Origin of the sequence: Rhodococcus sp. ACPA4, assembly GCF_002300185.1 — a bacterium.
In the GTDB taxonomy this organism is placed as follows: domain Bacteria; phylum Actinomycetota; class Actinomycetes; order Mycobacteriales; family Mycobacteriaceae; genus Rhodococcus_F; species Rhodococcus_F globerula.
On sequence record NZ_NSDY01000001.1, the window covers coordinates 3,721,361 to 3,737,716 of the forward strand.

A 16,356-nucleotide genomic window follows, 5' to 3' on the forward strand; every position below is an offset into this window, starting at 1 on the left:
GACATGACCAGTCCCCTTTTCCAGCCTTTGCGCATTCGTTCGCTCGAATTGCCCAACCGCATCGTCATGTCCCCGATGACGCGGACCTACTCCATCGAGGGCGTCCCCGGTCAGGATGTCGCCGACTACTACCGTCGACGCGCTGAGGGCGGCACCGGCCTGATCGTCACCGAAGGCGTTGCGATCGACCACGTAACTGCGGTCGACCATGCCAACGTCCCCAACCTGCATACGCCCGCCGCTCAGGCCGGCTGGCGCAAGGTCATCGACGACGTTCACGGCGCCGGCGGCAAGATCGTGCCGCAGCTCTGGCACGTCGGCCCGTTGTGGGGCGCGATGACGCAGATGGATCCTTCGCTCAAACCGATGCGCCCGTCCGGTGAGTGGGGCCCGCTCGGTGTCACCTCGTACTCTGCCGCCTACGTCGAGCGCGCTCAGGCAACAACCGACGCGATGACCGAGCAGGACATCGAAGACGTGATCGCCGCCTACGTCCGCAGTGCGAAGCACGCTGTCGAGCTCGGCTTCGACGGCATCGCCATCCACGGCGGCCACGGCTACCTACTGGATTCCTTCTTCTGGGAAGGCACCAACCGGCGCGACGACGCGTGGGGCGGCGACTTGGAGCGTCGTACCAAATTCCCCGCAGCCGTCGTTGCGGCGATCCGCGAAGCCATCGGCCCCGATCTGCCGATTATCTACCGCTTCTCCCAGCACAAGCAGCAGGATTTCACCGCGAAGATCGCGGAAACCCCGGAAGAGCTGGGCGTGATCCTGGGCGCTTTGGTCGATGCCGGGGTCGATGTGCTGGACGCCAGCATCCGACGCTTCGACGTTCCCGCCTTCGAAGGCAGCGACCTCTCGCTCGCCGGCTGGGCCAAGAAGCTGACCGGCGCCGTCACCATGGCCGTGGGCAGCGTCGGCCTGGGAAAGTCGTTGCGCGACAGCCGCATCGAAGGCGTTGCACCCGTCGTGGACAACATCCCCCAGCTCGAGGAGCGCATCGGTAGCGGAGAGTTCGATCTGATCGCGATCGGCCGCTTGCACTTGGCTGATCCGGCACTCGCCACCACCCTGCGTGCCGGCGGTCCCTTGCCGGCATTCGATCGAGCGGTGCATGAGGGCAGCTTGATCTAGGGGCTACGCCTTTTAGAACAGTGTGAACAGATCTTCCGGTTCGACAGCCGTCGTGGACTTCTCCTTGTACGAGGAGTTCACGACGGTTACTTCTTTTTTCACCGGCACCGGTGTCTGCGCAGCAAGTGGTACCGACTCGATGTCCCCGGAGACAATCGCACGGGCGGCTTCGCCTGCCAGCTTGTCGGCCATCTCGTTGTAGTGGTTGCCCACGTGCCCGCGGACCCAACGGAAACGCACCGGCCCGACACGATCGGTGATGGCACGGTCGATGCTCTGCACCAGTTCCAGGTTCTTGACAGCGCCGCCGCCCGCGGTTTTCCAGCCCTTGCGCTTCCAACTCGGCAGCCACTCGGATGCACATTTGATGGCGTACTGGGAGTCCGATTCGATGAGCAAAGGCTCGTCTCCGGGGTGAGCGACAACGGCCTCGAAGAGCGCCCTCAACTCGGCGATCTGGTTGGTTCCGGATGATTCGCCGCCCGACATCGACGGACCCTCGTGATTTACCCAAGCCCAGCCGATAGCTCCGCCGGGGTTGCGCAGACAGGATCCGTCGGTGCTCACGATGATCATGGCTCGGACCTTACGTTGCCCCACCGACATGTGTCTGAACGCGGGGCGACCGTTGCAGATACGCTGGCCGACGATGACGCCGAAACTCGAGGCTGCCGAAGTCACGGTGACTTCTCAGCGACCACTCGATGCCGCGCTGACGCTCAGCCCGCATCAGCGCGGACCTGGCGACCCCGCTCACAGGCGTACCCCGGACGGCGCGATCTGGCGAGTTTCCCGCCAACTTTCGGGTCCTGTGACCTACCGCATTACACAGTCGGATCGCCACACCGTCCGCGTGCAGTCGTGGGGCGTCTGCGCTACGGAGTTCCTGGGCGGAGCCGAAGCATTGCTCGGTCTCGACGACGAAGCCGACGATTTTGCTCCCGAACATCCCAAGCTGGCCGAAGCTCATCGACGCTTCCCGCATCTGCGGATCGGACGCACCGGACGCGTCATGGAGGCTCTCGTCCCCGCCATCCTCGAACAACGTGTCCACGGCGTCGACGCCTTTGCAGCGTGGCGACGTCTGCTGACCAAGTTCGGAGAACGAGCTCCCGGACCGGCGCCCGACGGAATGCGAGTTCCACTCACCGCGGATCAGTGGCGACGGATGCCGTCGTGGGAGTTTCGTCGCGCGAACGTGGACCCGGCAAGATCCAAGACGATCGTGCAGTGCGCTCGGGTCGCCGATCGGCTCGAGCAAGCGTCGACCTTCTCGAGGGCGGAGGCGACGAGGCGATTGCGAGCCGTGCCCGGCGTCGGAATCTGGACCGCCGCCGAAGTTGCCCAGCGTGCATTCGGTGATTCCGACGCTCTGTCAGTGGGCGACTACCATCTCGCCGCAGTAGTCGGCTGGTCCCTCCTCGGGGAACCGATCGACGACGCTCGTATGGTCGAGTACCTCGCTCCCCTGCAACCGCATCGGTATCGGGCGGTCCGGCTCCTGCAGGTCAGCGGCCAGGCCGTCAAACCGAAGTTCGGGCCGCGCACCGCAATCGCCGATCATCGTTGGCACTGAGCGCAAGGAGAGTAATCATGTCGAGTCGATACGCACACATCGCGTTCTCACCCGCTGCTGTCGAGCGCCAGCGCGAGTCGGGCAGTTTCACGATCTACGGATCCAAACTCGATCATCCCGATACCGGCCCCATGGAATTCGACTCTCGCGCTCAGGGTTTCGTTACATCTGTCGATTCGTTCTTTCTGTCCACGGTCACTTCCGACGGTTGGCCGTACATCCAGCATCGTGGTGGTCCCCGCGGGTTTCTCCACGTGTTGGGTCCGAACCGAATCGGCTTTGCCGACCTGCCCGGAAATCAACAATTCGTGACACTCGGCAACCTCGAGACCAACAACCGCGTCTCGCTCTTTGTCGTCGACTATCCGACACGAACCCGTCTGAAAATCTACGGCCGCGCTCACGTAGTCGACGCCGATGCCGACCCCACGCTGCTGCAACAACTTCTGGAGGTTCCCGGCGGCATCATGTCGGCCAAGGCGCAGCGCTCGATAGTCATCGACGTGGAAGCATTCGATTGGAACTGCGCGCGAAACATCACTCCGCGCTACGACAAGGAACGAATGGACGAATCTCTGGCGCTTGCCCGCAGGCCACTACAGGAACAGATCGACTCACTCCAGGCAGACGTTGCCAGGCTCGCCGCCGAGAACGAAGCGCTCCGCGCTCGAGTGTCGAATAACGAATGAGACTGGGCGGTTTCAGAGGTATCGGAGCCGGGTAGCCACTTGTCACGACCCGTCGCGAGGAAGTCGACGGGTCCGCTTGTGCCCGAAAGTTCCACACAGACAGATTGGCTTTCCCCATGAAACTGTCCCGAACTCTGACCATGACCGCGATTGTCGTTGCTGCCGTCGGCGCAGGCGCCGGAACGGCTGTTGCAGCTCCGAACACCGGCTTCGATCCGTTCAACCAACCGGTAAGCACGAACAGTCCGACTGCAGCGACGCTTTTCCCCGGTAACGATGCCAAACAAGCTGCGTTCGACACCATGACGAACGAAATCAATATCGGGTGGAACAACGGCGGCTTGCAGTCGACGCTCGGCGGTGCGGCCACAGGTATCGGGATTGGGTGCTTGTCGATCTTCCCCAACTTCATCGCCGGATGCATCGTCGGCGGAGCCATCGGAACGGGTATCGGTCTGGGCAACGGCATCATGAACGGAAACCCGAATGCCGCACCGGCAGTGGAGAAATTCTTCGCCACTCCGTAGTTCAGTCGTGGCAGTTCAGTCGTGCGAGTGACCATGTGTGGGATCGTCGCCGAAGTGCGTGGCACCGATCGAGTGAAGTAGCTGGTGCACGGTGTCGTCAGCCAATTGGTAACGCATCGAACGGCCGTCTCGCGTGGCTGTCACCCACCCCTGGCTCCGAAGCAGCCGAAGTGCATGCGAGACAGCCGTCCCGCTCATTCCCAATGCCACGGACAGGTCCGTGACGCAGATCCCCGGCGCGTGATGCAGACACAGGAGAAGCCGAAGGCGATTGGCATCGGACAGCAGTTCAAACCGGTTGGACCACACAGTCACGTCCAGGCCCTCGAGCGCCGCCTGCCCGCGCCGGACATCGGCGATGTTCAAAGCGCCGCTTGACTCCATGCCCGACCGCCTCCGTAGTGCTGTTATCCCTCATACGGAGTGTACCCAGGGGACGCTCAGGCGGATTCCACCACAGCGGCCAGGCCCTGCCCGCCGCCGATACACATGGTCAGCAGCGCTTTTCCGCTACCGCGGCGACTGAGTTCATGCAGGGCTGTAGTCGTCATTCGGGCACCCGTCGCACCGACGGGATGTCCGAGTGAAATTCCGGACCCGTTGACGTTGAGCCGATCGAGGTCCTCGAAGCCCCATTCCTTCACGACGCCGAGAACCTGGCACGCAAATGCCTCGTTCAGCTCCACCAACTCGAAATCGGAGAAGCTGCCACCGGTCCGGGCAAAGAGCTTCGATACTGCTGCGACGGGTCCGAGTCCCATCAGCGCGGGTTCACAGCCGGCGGCAGCCCAACTGTCCAGAAAGCCGATCGGTTCGAGACCCAACTCGTCCAGTCGATCTTCGGCAACCACCAACATCGCAGCCGCAGCGTCATTCTGCTGACTGGCATTTCCGGCCGTGACGACGCCACCCTTCGTGACGGTCCGCAACCGACCGAGTGTGTCCATCGACGTGTCGTCGCGAATTCCCTCGTCGCTGCGGAACTCCGTGACGTTGCCCTTACGATCGGTCAGTTCCACGGAGACGATCTCGGTGTCGAAACGGCCGGAATCTCGCGCTGCCGTTGCCTTGCGATGACTGTCAACCGCAAACTGATCAGACTGCTCGCGACTGATGTCGCAGCGTTGCGCAACATTCTCGGCGGTTTCGATCATGCCGCTGATCTTGCCGAATCGCCACTCCGGCTGTGACCGCTCGCGCCCACGATCGAGCCTGTCGAACAGTTGCAGCCCACCGGCTTTGGTGCCCCATCGCGCTCCGGTGGTGTAGTGCTCGATGCCACTCATCGATTCGACGCCGCCCGCAACAACAACGTCAGCAGCGCCTGTTTGAACCATCATCGCCGCGGTGATGATGGCCTGCAGGCCCGTTCCGCATCGGCGATCCGTCTGGAAACCGGCAACCGAGATGGGAAGCCCGGCCTCGAGCGCTGCCCACCGGCCGATGCACGGTGCCTCCGAATTGGCGTACGACTGCCCCATCGCAACATCGTCGATGCGGGCAGGGTCGATGCCGCTGCGACGAACCGTCTCCTTGATCACTGTGGCTGCCAAAGTCTCGGCAGGTACGTCACGCAGTGCACCGCCGAAGCGGCCCACCCCGGTCCGAACCGGCGCAACCAGCGCTGCTCGTTTCATGATTTCCTCGAAGCTTGTTCTGTAAGTGTGAGAATGACTCAGGCGACAAGCAGGCGAACCGTCTCGGCAACAAGCGCAGGCTTGGTAGCGCCCTCGATCTCGATCGTGTAGCGCACGACAATCGTCGCGCCCTTCGCAGTGCGCTCGAACGACAGAATTTCAGCGCCTGCGCGAACCGACGAACCGACCTTGACCGGCTCTGGGAAGCGAACCTTGTTGCTGCCGTAGTTGACAGTCATGGCAATGCCGTCGACGCGCATCACCTGCGCACCGAGCACAGGCAACAGCGACAGGGTCAGGTAGCCGTGTGCAATGGTGCCGCCGTACGGACCCTGCGCGGCGCGTTCGGGATCCACGTGAATCCACTGGTGATCTTCTGTCGCGTCGGCAAACTTGTCGACTCGCTCCTGGGTGACCGGAAACCAATCGCTGTATCCGAGGTGCTCGCCTACTGCCGACTCGACGTCGTCGATTCCGTTGAATACTCGCATGGTCTCTCCTGAGAGATTTTGGGTGACAACGAGATACGACCGCGGGAACCGCTAGTGCGCGCCTCGCCGTAGCGTCACTCGATAGGTGTACTGCTCGGGCAGGAAGTAGCTGACGGACAATTCGTTGGCCAGACCGGCAGCGTTGGTATACAGGCGATCGACGCGCAACATCGCATGCCCGGGTTCACAATTCACGTCCCTGGCAACGTCAGCAGTAGCCGGTGCCACTGTAATCGACTGCGCTGCTTCGATTATCGGACTGTCCAACAGTGGCTCCAATAACCCGATCACGGTATAGGAGCTGACGGCACCTGCCAACATTTCGGGTGCGTCGACGATGTGACGGGCAACCGCTTCGGGCAGGTGCGCGGTAGTCTGCACAAAGGGAATGCCTTCGTGAAATCGGCGAAACACCACCGTATACACCACATCCGTATCCAACCGGAGCCTGCTTGCCGCTTCGATGTCCACACGCCGAACCAGTGGCGCGACGACTTCCATTGTCGTGTCCTTCGACAGGTTCATCAGGTCTTCGATGGACCCCAGATGCCGCAGATACTGGCCGGTGTTCTCCGTCACGAACGTGCCACGACCCGGGACCCGATACACGATGCCTTCGGAAACCAGGTCGTGGAATGCTCGTCGAACCGTCTGGCGGCTCACACTGTGCTGCGTCGCCAGTTCGGATTCGGTGGGTAACTGAAGACCGTCGCGGTAAGTTCCGGCGGATATCTGCTGACGAAGCTCACGGGAGAGGCGTTGATACGCCGGCTCCGTCTCTCTTTCCTTACCGCTCATAGCATTCAGATTCTACTGGCTCACCGAGTGGTCACAGACCACCGCGCGCAACCAGCTGCGCGACGATGACATTGCGCTGAATCTCGTTGGTGCCCTCACCCACGATCATCAGTGGGGCGTCCCGGAAGTAGCGCTCTACGTCGTATTCCGTCGAATAACCGTAGCCACCGTGAATGCGAACCGCGGACAACGCAATTTCCATGGCAACCTCGGACGCATACAGCTTGGCCATTCCGGCTTCCATGTCGCACCGCTCGCCGCTGTCGTACTTCTCTGCCGCGTGCCAGGTCAATTGCCGAGCCGCGGTCAGCTTCGTCGCCATGTCCGCGAGGTAGTTACCGATCGACTGATGCTTCCAGATCGGTTTGCCGAAGCTTTCACGCTGCTGCGCGTAGGCAAGCGAATCCTCGAGTGCAGCGGTCGCAACACCGAGCGCCCGGCAAGCCACCTGGATACGGCCGGTTTCGAGGCCCTTCATCATCTGACCGAAACCCTTACCAGGCACGCCGCCGAGGATCGCGTCTTCGGAGATGCGGTAGTTGTCGAAGGACAACTCGCAGCTCTCGACGCCCTTGTAGCCGAGCTTGGGGAGATCACGGGAAACGTTGAGCCCCTCGCCCTGTTCGACCAGGACGATCGAGATACCGGCATGCCGCGGACTTGCCGAAGGATCCGTCTTGCACAACAGTGCGATCACACCGGATCGCCGCGCATTGGTGATCCAGGTCTTGGCTCCGTTGATGACCAGATCGGTACCGTCACTCTTGGCGTTGGTTGTCATCGCCTGCAGATCGGAGCCACCACCCGGTTCGGTAAGAGCCATGGTGGCTCGAATTTCACCGGTTGCCATCAGCGGCAGATACTTCAGTTTCTGTTCCTCGGTGCCGAACAGGGTGATGAGCTTGGCTACCACCGTATGGCCACCCATTGCACCCGCTAGCGTCATCCAACCTCTGGACAGCTCCTGGGTTACCTGCGCATAGCAAGGCATCGATACAGGGCATCCACCGTATTCCTCGGGAATGGCGAGGCCGTAGATCCCGATCTGCTTCATCTGGTCGATCCACTTTTCGGGATATTCGTTCGCGTGCTCCACCTCCTGCACGGAGGGCTTGACCTCGCGATCTATGAACGATCGCACCGTGTCGACCAGGAAGGTCTCTTCGTCGTTGAGCTTGAGCATGAATCCGCCTCGACATTGTTCAAAGTTTGTACGGCCATATTTAGCCATTGTTGGCCCTTTGTCAACACTTCGCCTTGACAGTCACCCGCAAATGCTGCCAGCATCGTGGGAAAACCAGTGCAATTCTGGAAATAGCCACGCAATTTCGACTGATTCACGGCAACTCACCACATTTTCAACTGGCCGTACATTTGGGCCCTGATCGAGGTAATCGACACACGTGACAAACAACGAGTACCCAACTGTCCGACGCCGCACCGCCCTGGTTGCGCCCGGCAGCGACGAGCGCAAAGCACGCAAAGCACTGAACTCGACCGCGGACGAGGTGATCCTCGATCTCGAAGACGCCGTCACCACGGCCAACAAACACACCGCCCGCGAGCTTGTCACCGAACTCGTTCGCGAGTTCGGCGCAACCCGAACCGTGTCCGTACGCGTCAACGGACCGACCACCCCGTGGTTCGTCGCCGACATGACCGCGTGCGGCGCACTCGGCGAATCGTTGACCAGTGTGATAGTCCCGAAGGTGGAATCTGCCGAGGAACTCCTCGAAGCGCAGCGACTTCTCGTAGCAGGCGGACACTCCATAACCCTGCAAGCGCTCATCGAGACACCGTTGGGCGTCTCGAACGTCGACGCCGTCACCCGATCGACGACGCGCCTGCAGGCAATCGTCATCGGATACGCCGATCTCGGTGCAGCACTGGGACGCTCACGCACCGCTCTCCCGGAGCACTGGCTGGCCGTGCAGGACAGAATTCTGATCGCCTGCCGCACTGCGGGCATCGCTGCCATCGACGGGCCGTTTCTCGGAATTGCCGACGACGACGCCTTCCGCCACTCCGCGGCCTGGACCAGCGCGCTCGGATTCGACGGAAAGTGGGTTATCCACCCGGCGCAGATCGATTCCGCTACTGCGGCATTCACACCATCGGACTCCGATGTCACCGACGCCCGACGCGTCTTGGGCGCACTCGAAGAAGCCGAAGCCTCCGGCGCCGGCGCAGCGCAACTCGACGGCCAGATGCTCGACGAAGCCGTCGCCGTCGCAGCACGTCGCACACTCGCCCGAGCAGAAGGAGTCAGGGCATGAGCGTACAGAATGGGAGCGACCATTACGCCGCCGAGCATTATGTAGGTGGACCGTATTTCGACGAGCTCACCCACGGGCAGGTTTTCGACGAAGCTCCCGCGGTAACGCTGACGAGTGGCCTTGCCGCCACCCATCAGGCCATCCTCGGCGACCGGATGCGACTTTCCCTCGACGCCCATCTCTCGACTGCAGTCACGGGAAGCGCTGCACCCGTTGCCAATCCAGGCTTGGTCACCGACATCGCGATCGGCCAGTCCACAGTGGTTACCCACCACGTGAAGGCCAACCTGTTCTACCGCGGACTGCGATTCCACAGGTTCCCCGTTCTCGGCGATACCCTGTACACGCGTACCGAGGTGGTAGGACTGCGCGAAAACTCGTCCAAGCCCGGCCGCGCCCCCACCGGCCTTGCGGCACTGCGGATGACGTCCACGGATCAGAACGGCAACACCGTTCTCGACTTCTACCGTTGTGCAATGCTGCCACTGAGCGGCAATCCCGACGACGGGCGCACGCGGCACGACGACGATCTGTCGTCCATCGGCCCTGACGCGCTCGCCCCGTACGTGACGCCGAAAGACTGGAACCTCGACGCTTACCGAAACAAGGTTCCCGGCAAGCACTTCGATCAGGCACTGGTCGGTTCGATCCACCGCAGCAGCGGCGACGTCGTCTCCAGCGCACCCGAGCTCGCCCGGTTGAGCCTCAATATCGCGGCGACGCATCACGACGAGCGCGTCGGCGCCCATGGCCGTCTTGTCTACGGTGGCCACACCATCGGCATCGCGCTCGCGCAGGCGACCCGGGCACTCCCGAACCTGGTCACCGTTCTCGGATGGCATTCGTGTGATCACACCGGACCCGTCCACGAAGGCGATACGCTCACGAGCGAACTCCGCGTCGAGAGCGCCACTCCACTCGAACACGGCACAGCCGTCGAGCTTCGATCACTTGTTTACTCCCACAACAGCTCTGCCACCGACACTCCGGTGCTGGACTGGCGATTCACAGCTCTGATGGCATGACCGACAAGCTAAGGACCATCGTGACGACCCAGAACACCTCCACAGGCCCGTTGGCGGGACTCCGTATCATCGAGATTTCCAGCTTCGTCGCTGCTCCCCTCTGCGGACTGACACTCTCCCAACTCGGGGCCGAGGTCATCCGAATCGATCCCATCGGTGGCGCTTCGGACTACAACCGTTGGCCGGTAACCGATCAGGGCGAGAGCATCTACTGGACTGGCCTGAACAAGGGCAAGAAGTCACTCGCCGTGAACATGCGCTCCGACGAGGGGCAGGCATTGGTGCAACAACTCGTCACCGCACCCGGCCCCGGCAACGGCATCCTGGTCACCAACGCGGGCGGACGCGCGTGGATGAGCCACGCCACCCTCGCTGCTCTGCGAGAAGACGTGATAACCCTGGAAATCCTGGGCCGCCGCGACGGCTCCCCCGGAGTCGACTACACCGTCAACGCCGGGTTGGGGTTTCCGATGATGACCGGACCTTCGGACCATGCGGGCGTCGTCAATCACGTACTTCCGGCCTGGGACATGGCCTGCGGGTTGCATGCGGCACTGGCAATTACATCCGCAGCACGCAAACGCGACACCACCGGCGAGGGTTCACAGATCACCCTCCCCCTCGAAGACGTTGCGCTCGCAACGGCGGGCACACTCGGATACTTCACCGAGGTCCAGATCAACGGACACAGCCGCACGTCCGGCGGCAACGCCGTGTACGGAACGTACGGAATCGATTTTCTCACCAGCGACAACGAACGTTTCATGATCGTCGCGCTGACCACCCGCCATTTCCGTGACCTCACGGCAGTGACCGGAACAACCGAAGCCGTCGAAGCCGTCGAAGCCGCACTGGGCGCAGATTTCACCACCGAAGCTGACAGGTACACCCACCGCGAGGTGCTCACCGCCCTGTTCTCGCGATGGTTCCGCGAACACACCGGCGCCGAAGTTGCTGCAGCACTGGACAAGACATCGATCCTGTCCGAGCGCTACCGCAGTTTCGCGGAGGTCGTCGAATCCGGCGAACTCGAGCAGAACCCGATGTTCACGACGCTCGAACAACCTCGTATCGGTTCCTACCTCGCCGCCGGTCATCCCGCATCATTCAACGGAACTCACTTCACGACCGGACCCGCCCCGGTGGTCGGCGAAGATTCCGTGACCGTACTGGCCGAGATCCTCGGCACGACTGCAGATCGTGCGGCCGAACTGGCAAAGAACGGCATAGTCGGCACTGCCTCACTCTGATCACCCGCATACAACTTCGGCCTCGGGATGCTTTCCGAGGCCGAAGTTGTATGCGCGCAAGGGAACTGTCAGAGGCCAAGATCTTTTGCAATGATGGTTTTCATGACTTCACTTGTACCACCGTAGATTCGCGTGACGCGTGTATCAGCGTAGAGGCGAGCGATGGGGTACTCGGTGATGTACCCGTACCCACCGTGCAACTGGAGGCATTTGTCGATTACTCGACCGGCCGCCTCGGTACAGAACAGCTTTGCCTTTGCTGCATCGGCGATGGTCAGCGTGCCACGGTCATGACACTCCAGTGCGTTGTCGGACACCAACTGGATTGCATCAACTTCGGTAGCGCACTCCGCCAGAACGAATTTGGTGTTCTGGAACGCCGCAACCGGCTTGCCGAAGACCTTGCGATCCTTGACGTAATCGATGGCAAATCGAAGTGCTGCAGTGGCCGTCGCGGCCGCACCGAAAGCAATGGTCAGTCGTTCCTGCGCCAGGTTGTGGGTCAGATAGCTGAAGCCGTCACCTTCCTCGCCGAGCCGATCCTCGACGGGCACCTGGACGTCGACAAACGACAGCTCCGCGGTGTCCGAGGTCTTGAGCCCGATCTTGTTGATCTTGCGCCCCACCGAGAAACCCGGTGACGACGTATCGACCACCAGAATCGACAATCCACTACGACGGTTCTCCGCGGTACTGGGCGCGGTCCGGCACACCACCAGAATGCGATCGGCAAGCACCCCGCCGGTGATGAACGTCTTGGCTCCGTTGAGCACATAGTGCGTACCGTCCTCGGACAGCTTGGCCGACGTCGCGATGTTCGCCAGATCCGAACCCGTTCCCGGTTCGGTCATCGCAATCGCGAACATCAGATCGCCGGATGCAAACCCGGGCAGCCACCGATTCTTCTGTTCCTCGTTTGCGTACTCGAGCAGGTACGGCAGGATCAGGTTCGTATGGACCGACTGCGAGCCGAACGACGCCCCGGCCGCGGCAACTTCCTCAGCTACGACGACATTGAACTTGAGCGAGGACTCACCGCCTCCGCCATATTCCTCCGGAACCTGAATTCCGAGTACGCCCAGCTCACCCAACCGGCGATAGAAATCACGGGGCGGGTGACCGTCTTCTTCCCATTTCTCGTGGACTGGCGTCACTTCCTTCGCGATGAAATCGCGGACGGTTGCCCGGAATGCCTCGTGATCCTCGTTGAACACGGTGCGCTGCATGTATGAACTCCAGTCGGTCAAGGGAAACGAGGGTGATCCTTTTTCTCACCTTGCCTCAATTTGCTGCGTGCGATCCAACACCCATCACCTATGTGTCCGATAGGGCATTCCAATACCCCCTGACCTGCGATACATAGGTAACCGCTATCGTTCCGATCACCGACGCGACATTGCCGAAAGTGATCCAGAACACGTTGAATAGGACAGCCGGCAACGCACACAATCGATCGCTTCGAGGCCGTGCTTCGATCACGATCGCCACCGCCTACCAACCTCGAAGGGACGCCCGTGACCAACATCGCGCAGCATCGTAACGACGTCCAACCAGAATCGTCTGTCGTCCCGGTCTTCGGCACCCGCAAGCGTGCATGGACGATGACCGGACTGGTCGTCTTCCTCTACGTCGTCAACTACGCCGACAAAGCAGTCCTCGGAATCATCGCTCAGCCGCTTGCACGTGAGCTCGGACTGAAGTCGTCGCAAATCGGCATGGTCGGCTCACTGTTCTTCCTGATGTTCTGCATCGGTGGCTTCATGGCCGGACCCCTGAACAAGTACCTGACCCTTCGTTGGGCGCTGCTGATCTTGGCGGCGATCTGGTCCGTGGTCATGCTCCCCCTCGTTCTCGGCGCAAGTCTCGCAATGCTGATCGTCTCGAGGATGCTGCTCGGACTTGCCGAAGGACCCAGTTCAGCTCTGATGCACACCGCCGCATATTCGTGGCACCCACCGGCCAAGCGCGGCCTTCCCGGCGCGATGCTCGCCGGATCCGCTTCCGTCGCAAAGATCGCCCTCGCTCCCGTGCTGACGTTCATCGCCGTTCATTACGGTTGGCGCGCAGCAGTTCTCTCGCTCTCCGTTCTCGGTCTGGTGTGGATGGGTTGCTGGCTGGCCGGTTGGTCCGAAGGACCGTACACGAGCAAGGCAGTCAAGGCGACCAAGCAAGCAGATACCGAAGGAGCAGTCGAGACGACTGCAAAAGCAGTCACCGAACCGAACGTTCCGTGGCGCAAGATCCTGCTCTCCCGCACGTTTGTCAGCTGCTGCTTCCTCATCGCCGCCATCTACGCGCTGACCACCGTCGTCCTCACCTGGCTGCCGTCGTACTTCGAGGTCGGCCTCGGTTACAGTGCGATGCAAGCCGGTTCGATGTTTGCACTGCCGTCGATCGTGGGCCTGATCCTCATGATCACCTCCGGTTCCGTCACCGACAAGCTGATCGGCCGCGGTTTCACATCTCGCACAGTTCGCATCATCGTTCCCTGTGTCGGCGTTCTGATCTGCGGATCGATTCTCCTGTTCCTCCCCCAGATCTCCGCTCCCGCCGTCGCGGTCGCCATGGTGTCGATCGGCTACGGATTCTCGGCAATCACTTTCCCACTCATCAACGCCGCGATCTCCGAACTGTGCCCGCCGCAGCAGACTGCCGGAACCATGGGATTCTTCCTCGCCATCATGTCGATCGGTGGCCTGATTGCGCCTTACGCAACGGGAGTCATCGTGGATAACGCCGCAACGGCTGCCGACGGTTATGCCCAGTCCTTCCAGGCAATCGGCATCATCGGCGTCATTGCAGCGGTTCTGGTCCTCGTCTTCGCCAATCCCGACCGCGACCGAAAGCTCATCCGCGGCTGAGAACTCCACTCATAGCCATTCGCTAACAAAGCCATTCACCGAAAGACATTGCCGGGTCGCCCTTGCGCGTGATCGACTCGAAGCACGCCCCGACCGCACAGTCGCAACACCGGGCACGAACAGCAGGAGAGACACATGCGAGATGCCGTCATCGTCGACGCAGTACGTACACCGATCGGCCGACGCGGCCGCGCCCTCTCGGAGATCCATCCGGCGGATCTGTCTGCACACGTGCTGCGTGCACTCGCCGAACGGACCGGACTCGACGCGGCAACGGTCGACGACGTGATCTGGGGATGCGTCAGTCAGGTCGGCGAACAGGCCGGAAGCATCGCCCGCACAGCGGCACTCGCCGCCGGTTGGCCCGACAGCGTTCCAGGTGTCACGCTGACCCGCGCCTGCGGATCGAGCCAACAGGCAGTCTCCTTCGCCGCGGCCACCGTCATCTCCGGCCAGAACGACGTGGTCGTAGCGGGCGGCGTCGAATCGATGTCACGAGTGCCGATGGGAACCGCCAGCAAGAACGGTGAACATTTCCCCGCTTCGGTACTCGAACGATTCGGCGTCGACGGATTCAGTCAGGGAACCGGCGCCGAAATGATGGCCCGCAAATGGACACTCACACGGACGGCTCTTGACGAATACTCCCTCCGCTCACACGAACTCGCGGCGCGCGCCACCGATGCGGGTGCATTTACCGGACAGATTGCTCCGATCGCCGACTTATCTCAGGACGAAGGAATTCGGCGAGGAGGAAGCCTGGAGTCGCTCGCGAAACTGCCGGCAGCATTCGACGCTGACGGAGTGATCCACGCCGGCAACTCTTCTCAGATTTCCGACGGAGCGGGCGCCACACTCGTCACGACCAGTGAGTACGCCCGAGCACGTGGCTGGAAGCCCCTCGTCCGTATTCACACAGCAGTTGTCGCGGCCGATGATCCTGTCATCATGCTCACCGGTCCGATTGCCGCCACGGCAAAGGCATTGGAGCGGTCAGGGTTGTCCATCGACGACATCGGCGCCTTCGAGATCAACGAGGCATTCGCGCCCGTTCCGCTAGCTTGGCAGGCGGAAACCGGCGCCGCCATCGATCGGTTGAATCCGCTCGGCGGCGCGATCGCAGTCGGCCACCCACTCGGTGGATCGGGTGCCATTCTGATGACTCGGCTCGCGCATCACATGCGCGATAACGGAATCCGTTACGGACTGCAGTCGATGTGCGAAGCCGGCGGCATGGCCAACGCGACAATTCTCGAATTGATCTGACCCGACGTCATTGTCCGGTCTACTCGTCATCCAGCAGGAAAGAAGAACTGATTCATGAAACTCGAGGGACTTTCCACCGCCATCACCGGCGGCGCTTCAGGTTTGGGCCTGGCAACCGCTCGACGGCTGCTCGACGCCGGAGCGCAGGTCACGTTGATCGACCTGCCTTCGTCCGAAGGTAAGCAAATAGCAGCCGATCTCGGAGCTGCGGCACAGTTCGTCGAGGCCGACATCACCGACAGCGAACAATTCGCGGAAGCACTCGACGCGGCACACGAGCGTGGTGGCCTACGCGCTGTTGTCCACTGCGCCGGCGCCGGACGTCGCATGCGCATTCTCGACAAGGACGGAAAAGCCGGATCGGTCGAGGATTTCGAGTTCGTCGTCAAACTCAATCTTGTCGGTTCGTTCAACGCACTCCGTCTCGGCGCCGAGCGGATGGCAGAACTCGATGTCGTGGACGGTGAGCGCGGCGCCATCGTCATGACGGCGTCGGTCGCAGCCTTCGAAGGTCAGATCGGCCAGATCAACTACACGGCATCCAAAGCCGGGATCGTCGGTATGACCGTCACCGCTGCCCGCGATCTCGCCAGCCGAGGTATCCGCGTCAACACCATCGCGCCAGGCATCATGGACACACCATTGCTGGCACGTCTGCGCGAAGACGTGCGGGCAGGCCTCGAAGCCTCGGTTCCCAATCCGTCGCGGCTAGGTCGCCCCGACGAGTTCGGCCAGCTGGCGGTATCCATCCTCGAAAACGGCTACCTCAACGGCGAAACCATCAGACTCGACGGCGCTATCCGAATGGCGCCCAGGTGACGGG

At 61.8% G+C, this 16,356-nt stretch carries 17 protein-coding genes; 10 read left to right on the forward strand and 7 right to left on the reverse strand.

The features are described from left to right. Positions 1–3: 3 nt before the first annotated feature. Entirely contained in the window at positions 4–1,137 is a 1,134-nt protein-coding gene (locus CJ178_RS16860; RefSeq protein WP_033233811.1) for an NADH:flavin oxidoreductase, read from the forward strand. A gap of 12 nt (positions 1,138–1,149) precedes the next feature. Here the strand turns inward: CJ178_RS16860 and CJ178_RS16865 are convergent, their stop codons facing one another. Then, positions 1,150–1,713 carry a ribonuclease H family protein gene (locus CJ178_RS16865; protein WP_095888013.1) on the reverse strand — a complete coding sequence of 188 codons (564 nt, stop codon included), beginning with the start codon at positions 1,711–1,713 and terminating at the stop codon, positions 1,150–1,152. A 73-nt stretch (positions 1,714–1,786) separates the two neighbouring features. On the opposite strand from CJ178_RS16865, the gene CJ178_RS16870 reads away from it, so the two are divergent. From CJ178_RS16870 to CJ178_RS16880, 3 genes are all read left to right on the forward strand, one after another. Continuing rightward, a complete protein-coding gene (locus tag CJ178_RS16870; RefSeq protein WP_095887162.1) occupies positions 1,787–2,713 on the forward strand; it encodes a DNA-3-methyladenine glycosylase family protein in 927 nt (308 codons plus the stop codon). A 17-nt stretch (positions 2,714–2,730) separates the two neighbouring features. Further along, entirely contained in the window at positions 2,731–3,402 is a 672-nt protein-coding gene (locus CJ178_RS16875) for a pyridoxamine 5'-phosphate oxidase family protein (RefSeq protein ID WP_095887163.1), read from the forward strand. A 116-nt stretch (positions 3,403–3,518) separates the two neighbouring features. Continuing rightward, complete coding sequence (locus CJ178_RS16880) at positions 3,519–3,929, forward strand: hypothetical protein (protein ID WP_033233259.1); 411 nt, start codon at positions 3,519–3,521, stop codon at positions 3,927–3,929. A gap of 15 nt (positions 3,930–3,944) precedes the next feature. On the opposite strand, the gene CJ178_RS16885 is transcribed toward CJ178_RS16880, so the two are convergent. Genes CJ178_RS16885 through CJ178_RS16905 form a run of 5 tightly spaced genes read right to left on the reverse strand, consistent with a single transcriptional unit; the run spans position 3,945 to position 8,038 of the window. Then, positions 3,945–4,313: an ArsR/SmtB family transcription factor gene (locus CJ178_RS16885; RefSeq protein WP_033233260.1), complete on the reverse strand. Its 369-nt coding sequence runs from the start codon at positions 4,311–4,313 to the stop codon at positions 3,945–3,947. Positions 4,314–4,369: 56 nt separating this feature from the next. Further along, positions 4,370–5,566, reverse strand: coding sequence for an acetyl-CoA C-acetyltransferase (locus CJ178_RS16890; RefSeq protein WP_092804087.1), 1,197 nt, complete (start codon positions 5,564–5,566; stop codon positions 4,370–4,372). A 38-nt stretch (positions 5,567–5,604) separates the two neighbouring features. Beyond that, complete coding sequence (locus CJ178_RS16895) at positions 5,605–6,057, reverse strand: MaoC family dehydratase (protein WP_095887164.1); 453 nt, start codon at positions 6,055–6,057, stop codon at positions 5,605–5,607. A 51-nt stretch (positions 6,058–6,108) separates the two neighbouring features. Next, positions 6,109–6,855 (reverse strand): GntR family transcriptional regulator, encoded by a 747-nt coding sequence (locus CJ178_RS16900; RefSeq protein WP_095887165.1) that lies wholly within the window; start codon positions 6,853–6,855, stop codon positions 6,109–6,111. 31 nt (positions 6,856–6,886) lie between these two features. Then, complete coding sequence (locus CJ178_RS16905) at positions 6,887–8,038, reverse strand: acyl-CoA dehydrogenase family protein (protein WP_033233268.1); 1,152 nt, start codon at positions 8,036–8,038, stop codon at positions 6,887–6,889. A gap of 220 nt (positions 8,039–8,258) precedes the next feature. On the opposite strand from CJ178_RS16905, the gene CJ178_RS16910 reads away from it, so the two are divergent. The 3 genes from CJ178_RS16910 to CJ178_RS16920 are packed head-to-tail and all read left to right on the forward strand — an operon-like array spanning position 8,259 to position 11,406. Next, positions 8,259–9,131, forward strand: coding sequence for an HpcH/HpaI aldolase/citrate lyase family protein (locus CJ178_RS16910; protein ID WP_095887166.1), 873 nt, complete (start codon positions 8,259–8,261; stop codon positions 9,129–9,131). Then, positions 9,128–10,156: a MaoC family dehydratase gene (locus tag CJ178_RS16915; protein ID WP_045065003.1), complete on the forward strand. Its 1,029-nt coding sequence runs from the start codon at positions 9,128–9,130 to the stop codon at positions 10,154–10,156. Before CJ178_RS16910 ends, CJ178_RS16915 begins: the two co-directional genes overlap by 4 nt. 20 nt (positions 10,157–10,176) lie before the next feature. Then, positions 10,177–11,406 carry a CoA transferase gene (locus CJ178_RS16920; protein WP_257013241.1) on the forward strand — a complete coding sequence of 410 codons (1,230 nt, stop codon included), beginning with the start codon at positions 10,177–10,179 and terminating at the stop codon, positions 11,404–11,406. A 68-nt stretch (positions 11,407–11,474) separates the two neighbouring features. Here CJ178_RS16920 and CJ178_RS16925 read toward each other — a convergent pair whose 3' ends face one another. Next, a complete protein-coding gene (locus CJ178_RS16925; protein WP_045065007.1) occupies positions 11,475–12,632 on the reverse strand; it encodes an acyl-CoA dehydrogenase family protein in 1,158 nt (385 codons plus the stop codon). A gap of 297 nt (positions 12,633–12,929) precedes the next feature. On the opposite strand from CJ178_RS16925, the gene CJ178_RS16930 reads away from it, so the two are divergent. From CJ178_RS16930 to CJ178_RS16940, 3 genes are all read left to right on the forward strand, one after another. Next, a complete protein-coding gene (locus CJ178_RS16930) occupies positions 12,930–14,267 on the forward strand; it encodes an MFS transporter (RefSeq protein WP_373557481.1) in 1,338 nt (445 codons plus the stop codon). Positions 14,268–14,402: 135 nt separating this feature from the next. Next, complete coding sequence (locus CJ178_RS16935) at positions 14,403–15,533, forward strand: thiolase family protein (RefSeq protein WP_095887168.1); 1,131 nt, start codon at positions 14,403–14,405, stop codon at positions 15,531–15,533. 54 nt (positions 15,534–15,587) lie between these two features. Continuing rightward, positions 15,588–16,352: an SDR family NAD(P)-dependent oxidoreductase gene (locus tag CJ178_RS16940; protein WP_095887169.1), complete on the forward strand. Its 765-nt coding sequence runs from the start codon at positions 15,588–15,590 to the stop codon at positions 16,350–16,352. The last annotated feature ends 4 nt before the right edge of the window (positions 16,353–16,356 follow it).

Coding starts and splice junctions, on each gene's coding strand:
- CJ178_RS16860 (WP_033233811.1), top strand. CDS start 4: ATGACCAGTCCCCTTTTCCAGCCTTTGCGCATTCGTTCGCTCGAATTG.
- CJ178_RS16865 (WP_095888013.1), bottom strand. CDS start 1,713: ATGATCATCGTGAGCACCGACGGATCCTGTCTGCGCAACCCCGGCGGA.
- CJ178_RS16870 (WP_095887162.1), top strand. CDS start 1,787: ATGACGCCGAAACTCGAGGCTGCCGAAGTCACGGTGACTTCTCAGCGA.
- CJ178_RS16875 (WP_095887163.1), top strand. CDS start 2,731: ATGTCGAGTCGATACGCACACATCGCGTTCTCACCCGCTGCTGTCGAG.
- CJ178_RS16880 (WP_033233259.1), top strand. CDS start 3,519: ATGAAACTGTCCCGAACTCTGACCATGACCGCGATTGTCGTTGCTGCC.
- CJ178_RS16885 (WP_033233260.1), bottom strand. CDS start 4,313: ATGGAGTCAAGCGGCGCTTTGAACATCGCCGATGTCCGGCGCGGGCAG.
- CJ178_RS16890 (WP_092804087.1), bottom strand. CDS start 5,566: ATGAAACGAGCAGCGCTGGTTGCGCCGGTTCGGACCGGGGTGGGCCGC.
- CJ178_RS16895 (WP_095887164.1), bottom strand. CDS start 6,057: ATGCGAGTATTCAACGGAATCGACGACGTCGAGTCGGCAGTAGGCGAG.
- CJ178_RS16900 (WP_095887165.1), bottom strand. CDS start 6,855: ATGAGCGGTAAGGAAAGAGAGACGGAGCCGGCGTATCAACGCCTCTCC.
- CJ178_RS16905 (WP_033233268.1), bottom strand. CDS start 8,038: ATGCTCAAGCTCAACGACGAAGAGACCTTCCTGGTCGACACGGTGCGA.
- CJ178_RS16915 (WP_045065003.1), top strand. CDS start 9,128: ATGAGCGTACAGAATGGGAGCGACCATTACGCCGCCGAGCATTATGTA.
- CJ178_RS16925 (WP_045065007.1), bottom strand. CDS start 12,632: ATGCAGCGCACCGTGTTCAACGAGGATCACGAGGCATTCCGGGCAACC.
- CJ178_RS16935 (WP_095887168.1), top strand. CDS start 14,403: ATGCGAGATGCCGTCATCGTCGACGCAGTACGTACACCGATCGGCCGA.
- CJ178_RS16940 (WP_095887169.1), top strand. CDS start 15,588: ATGAAACTCGAGGGACTTTCCACCGCCATCACCGGCGGCGCTTCAGGT.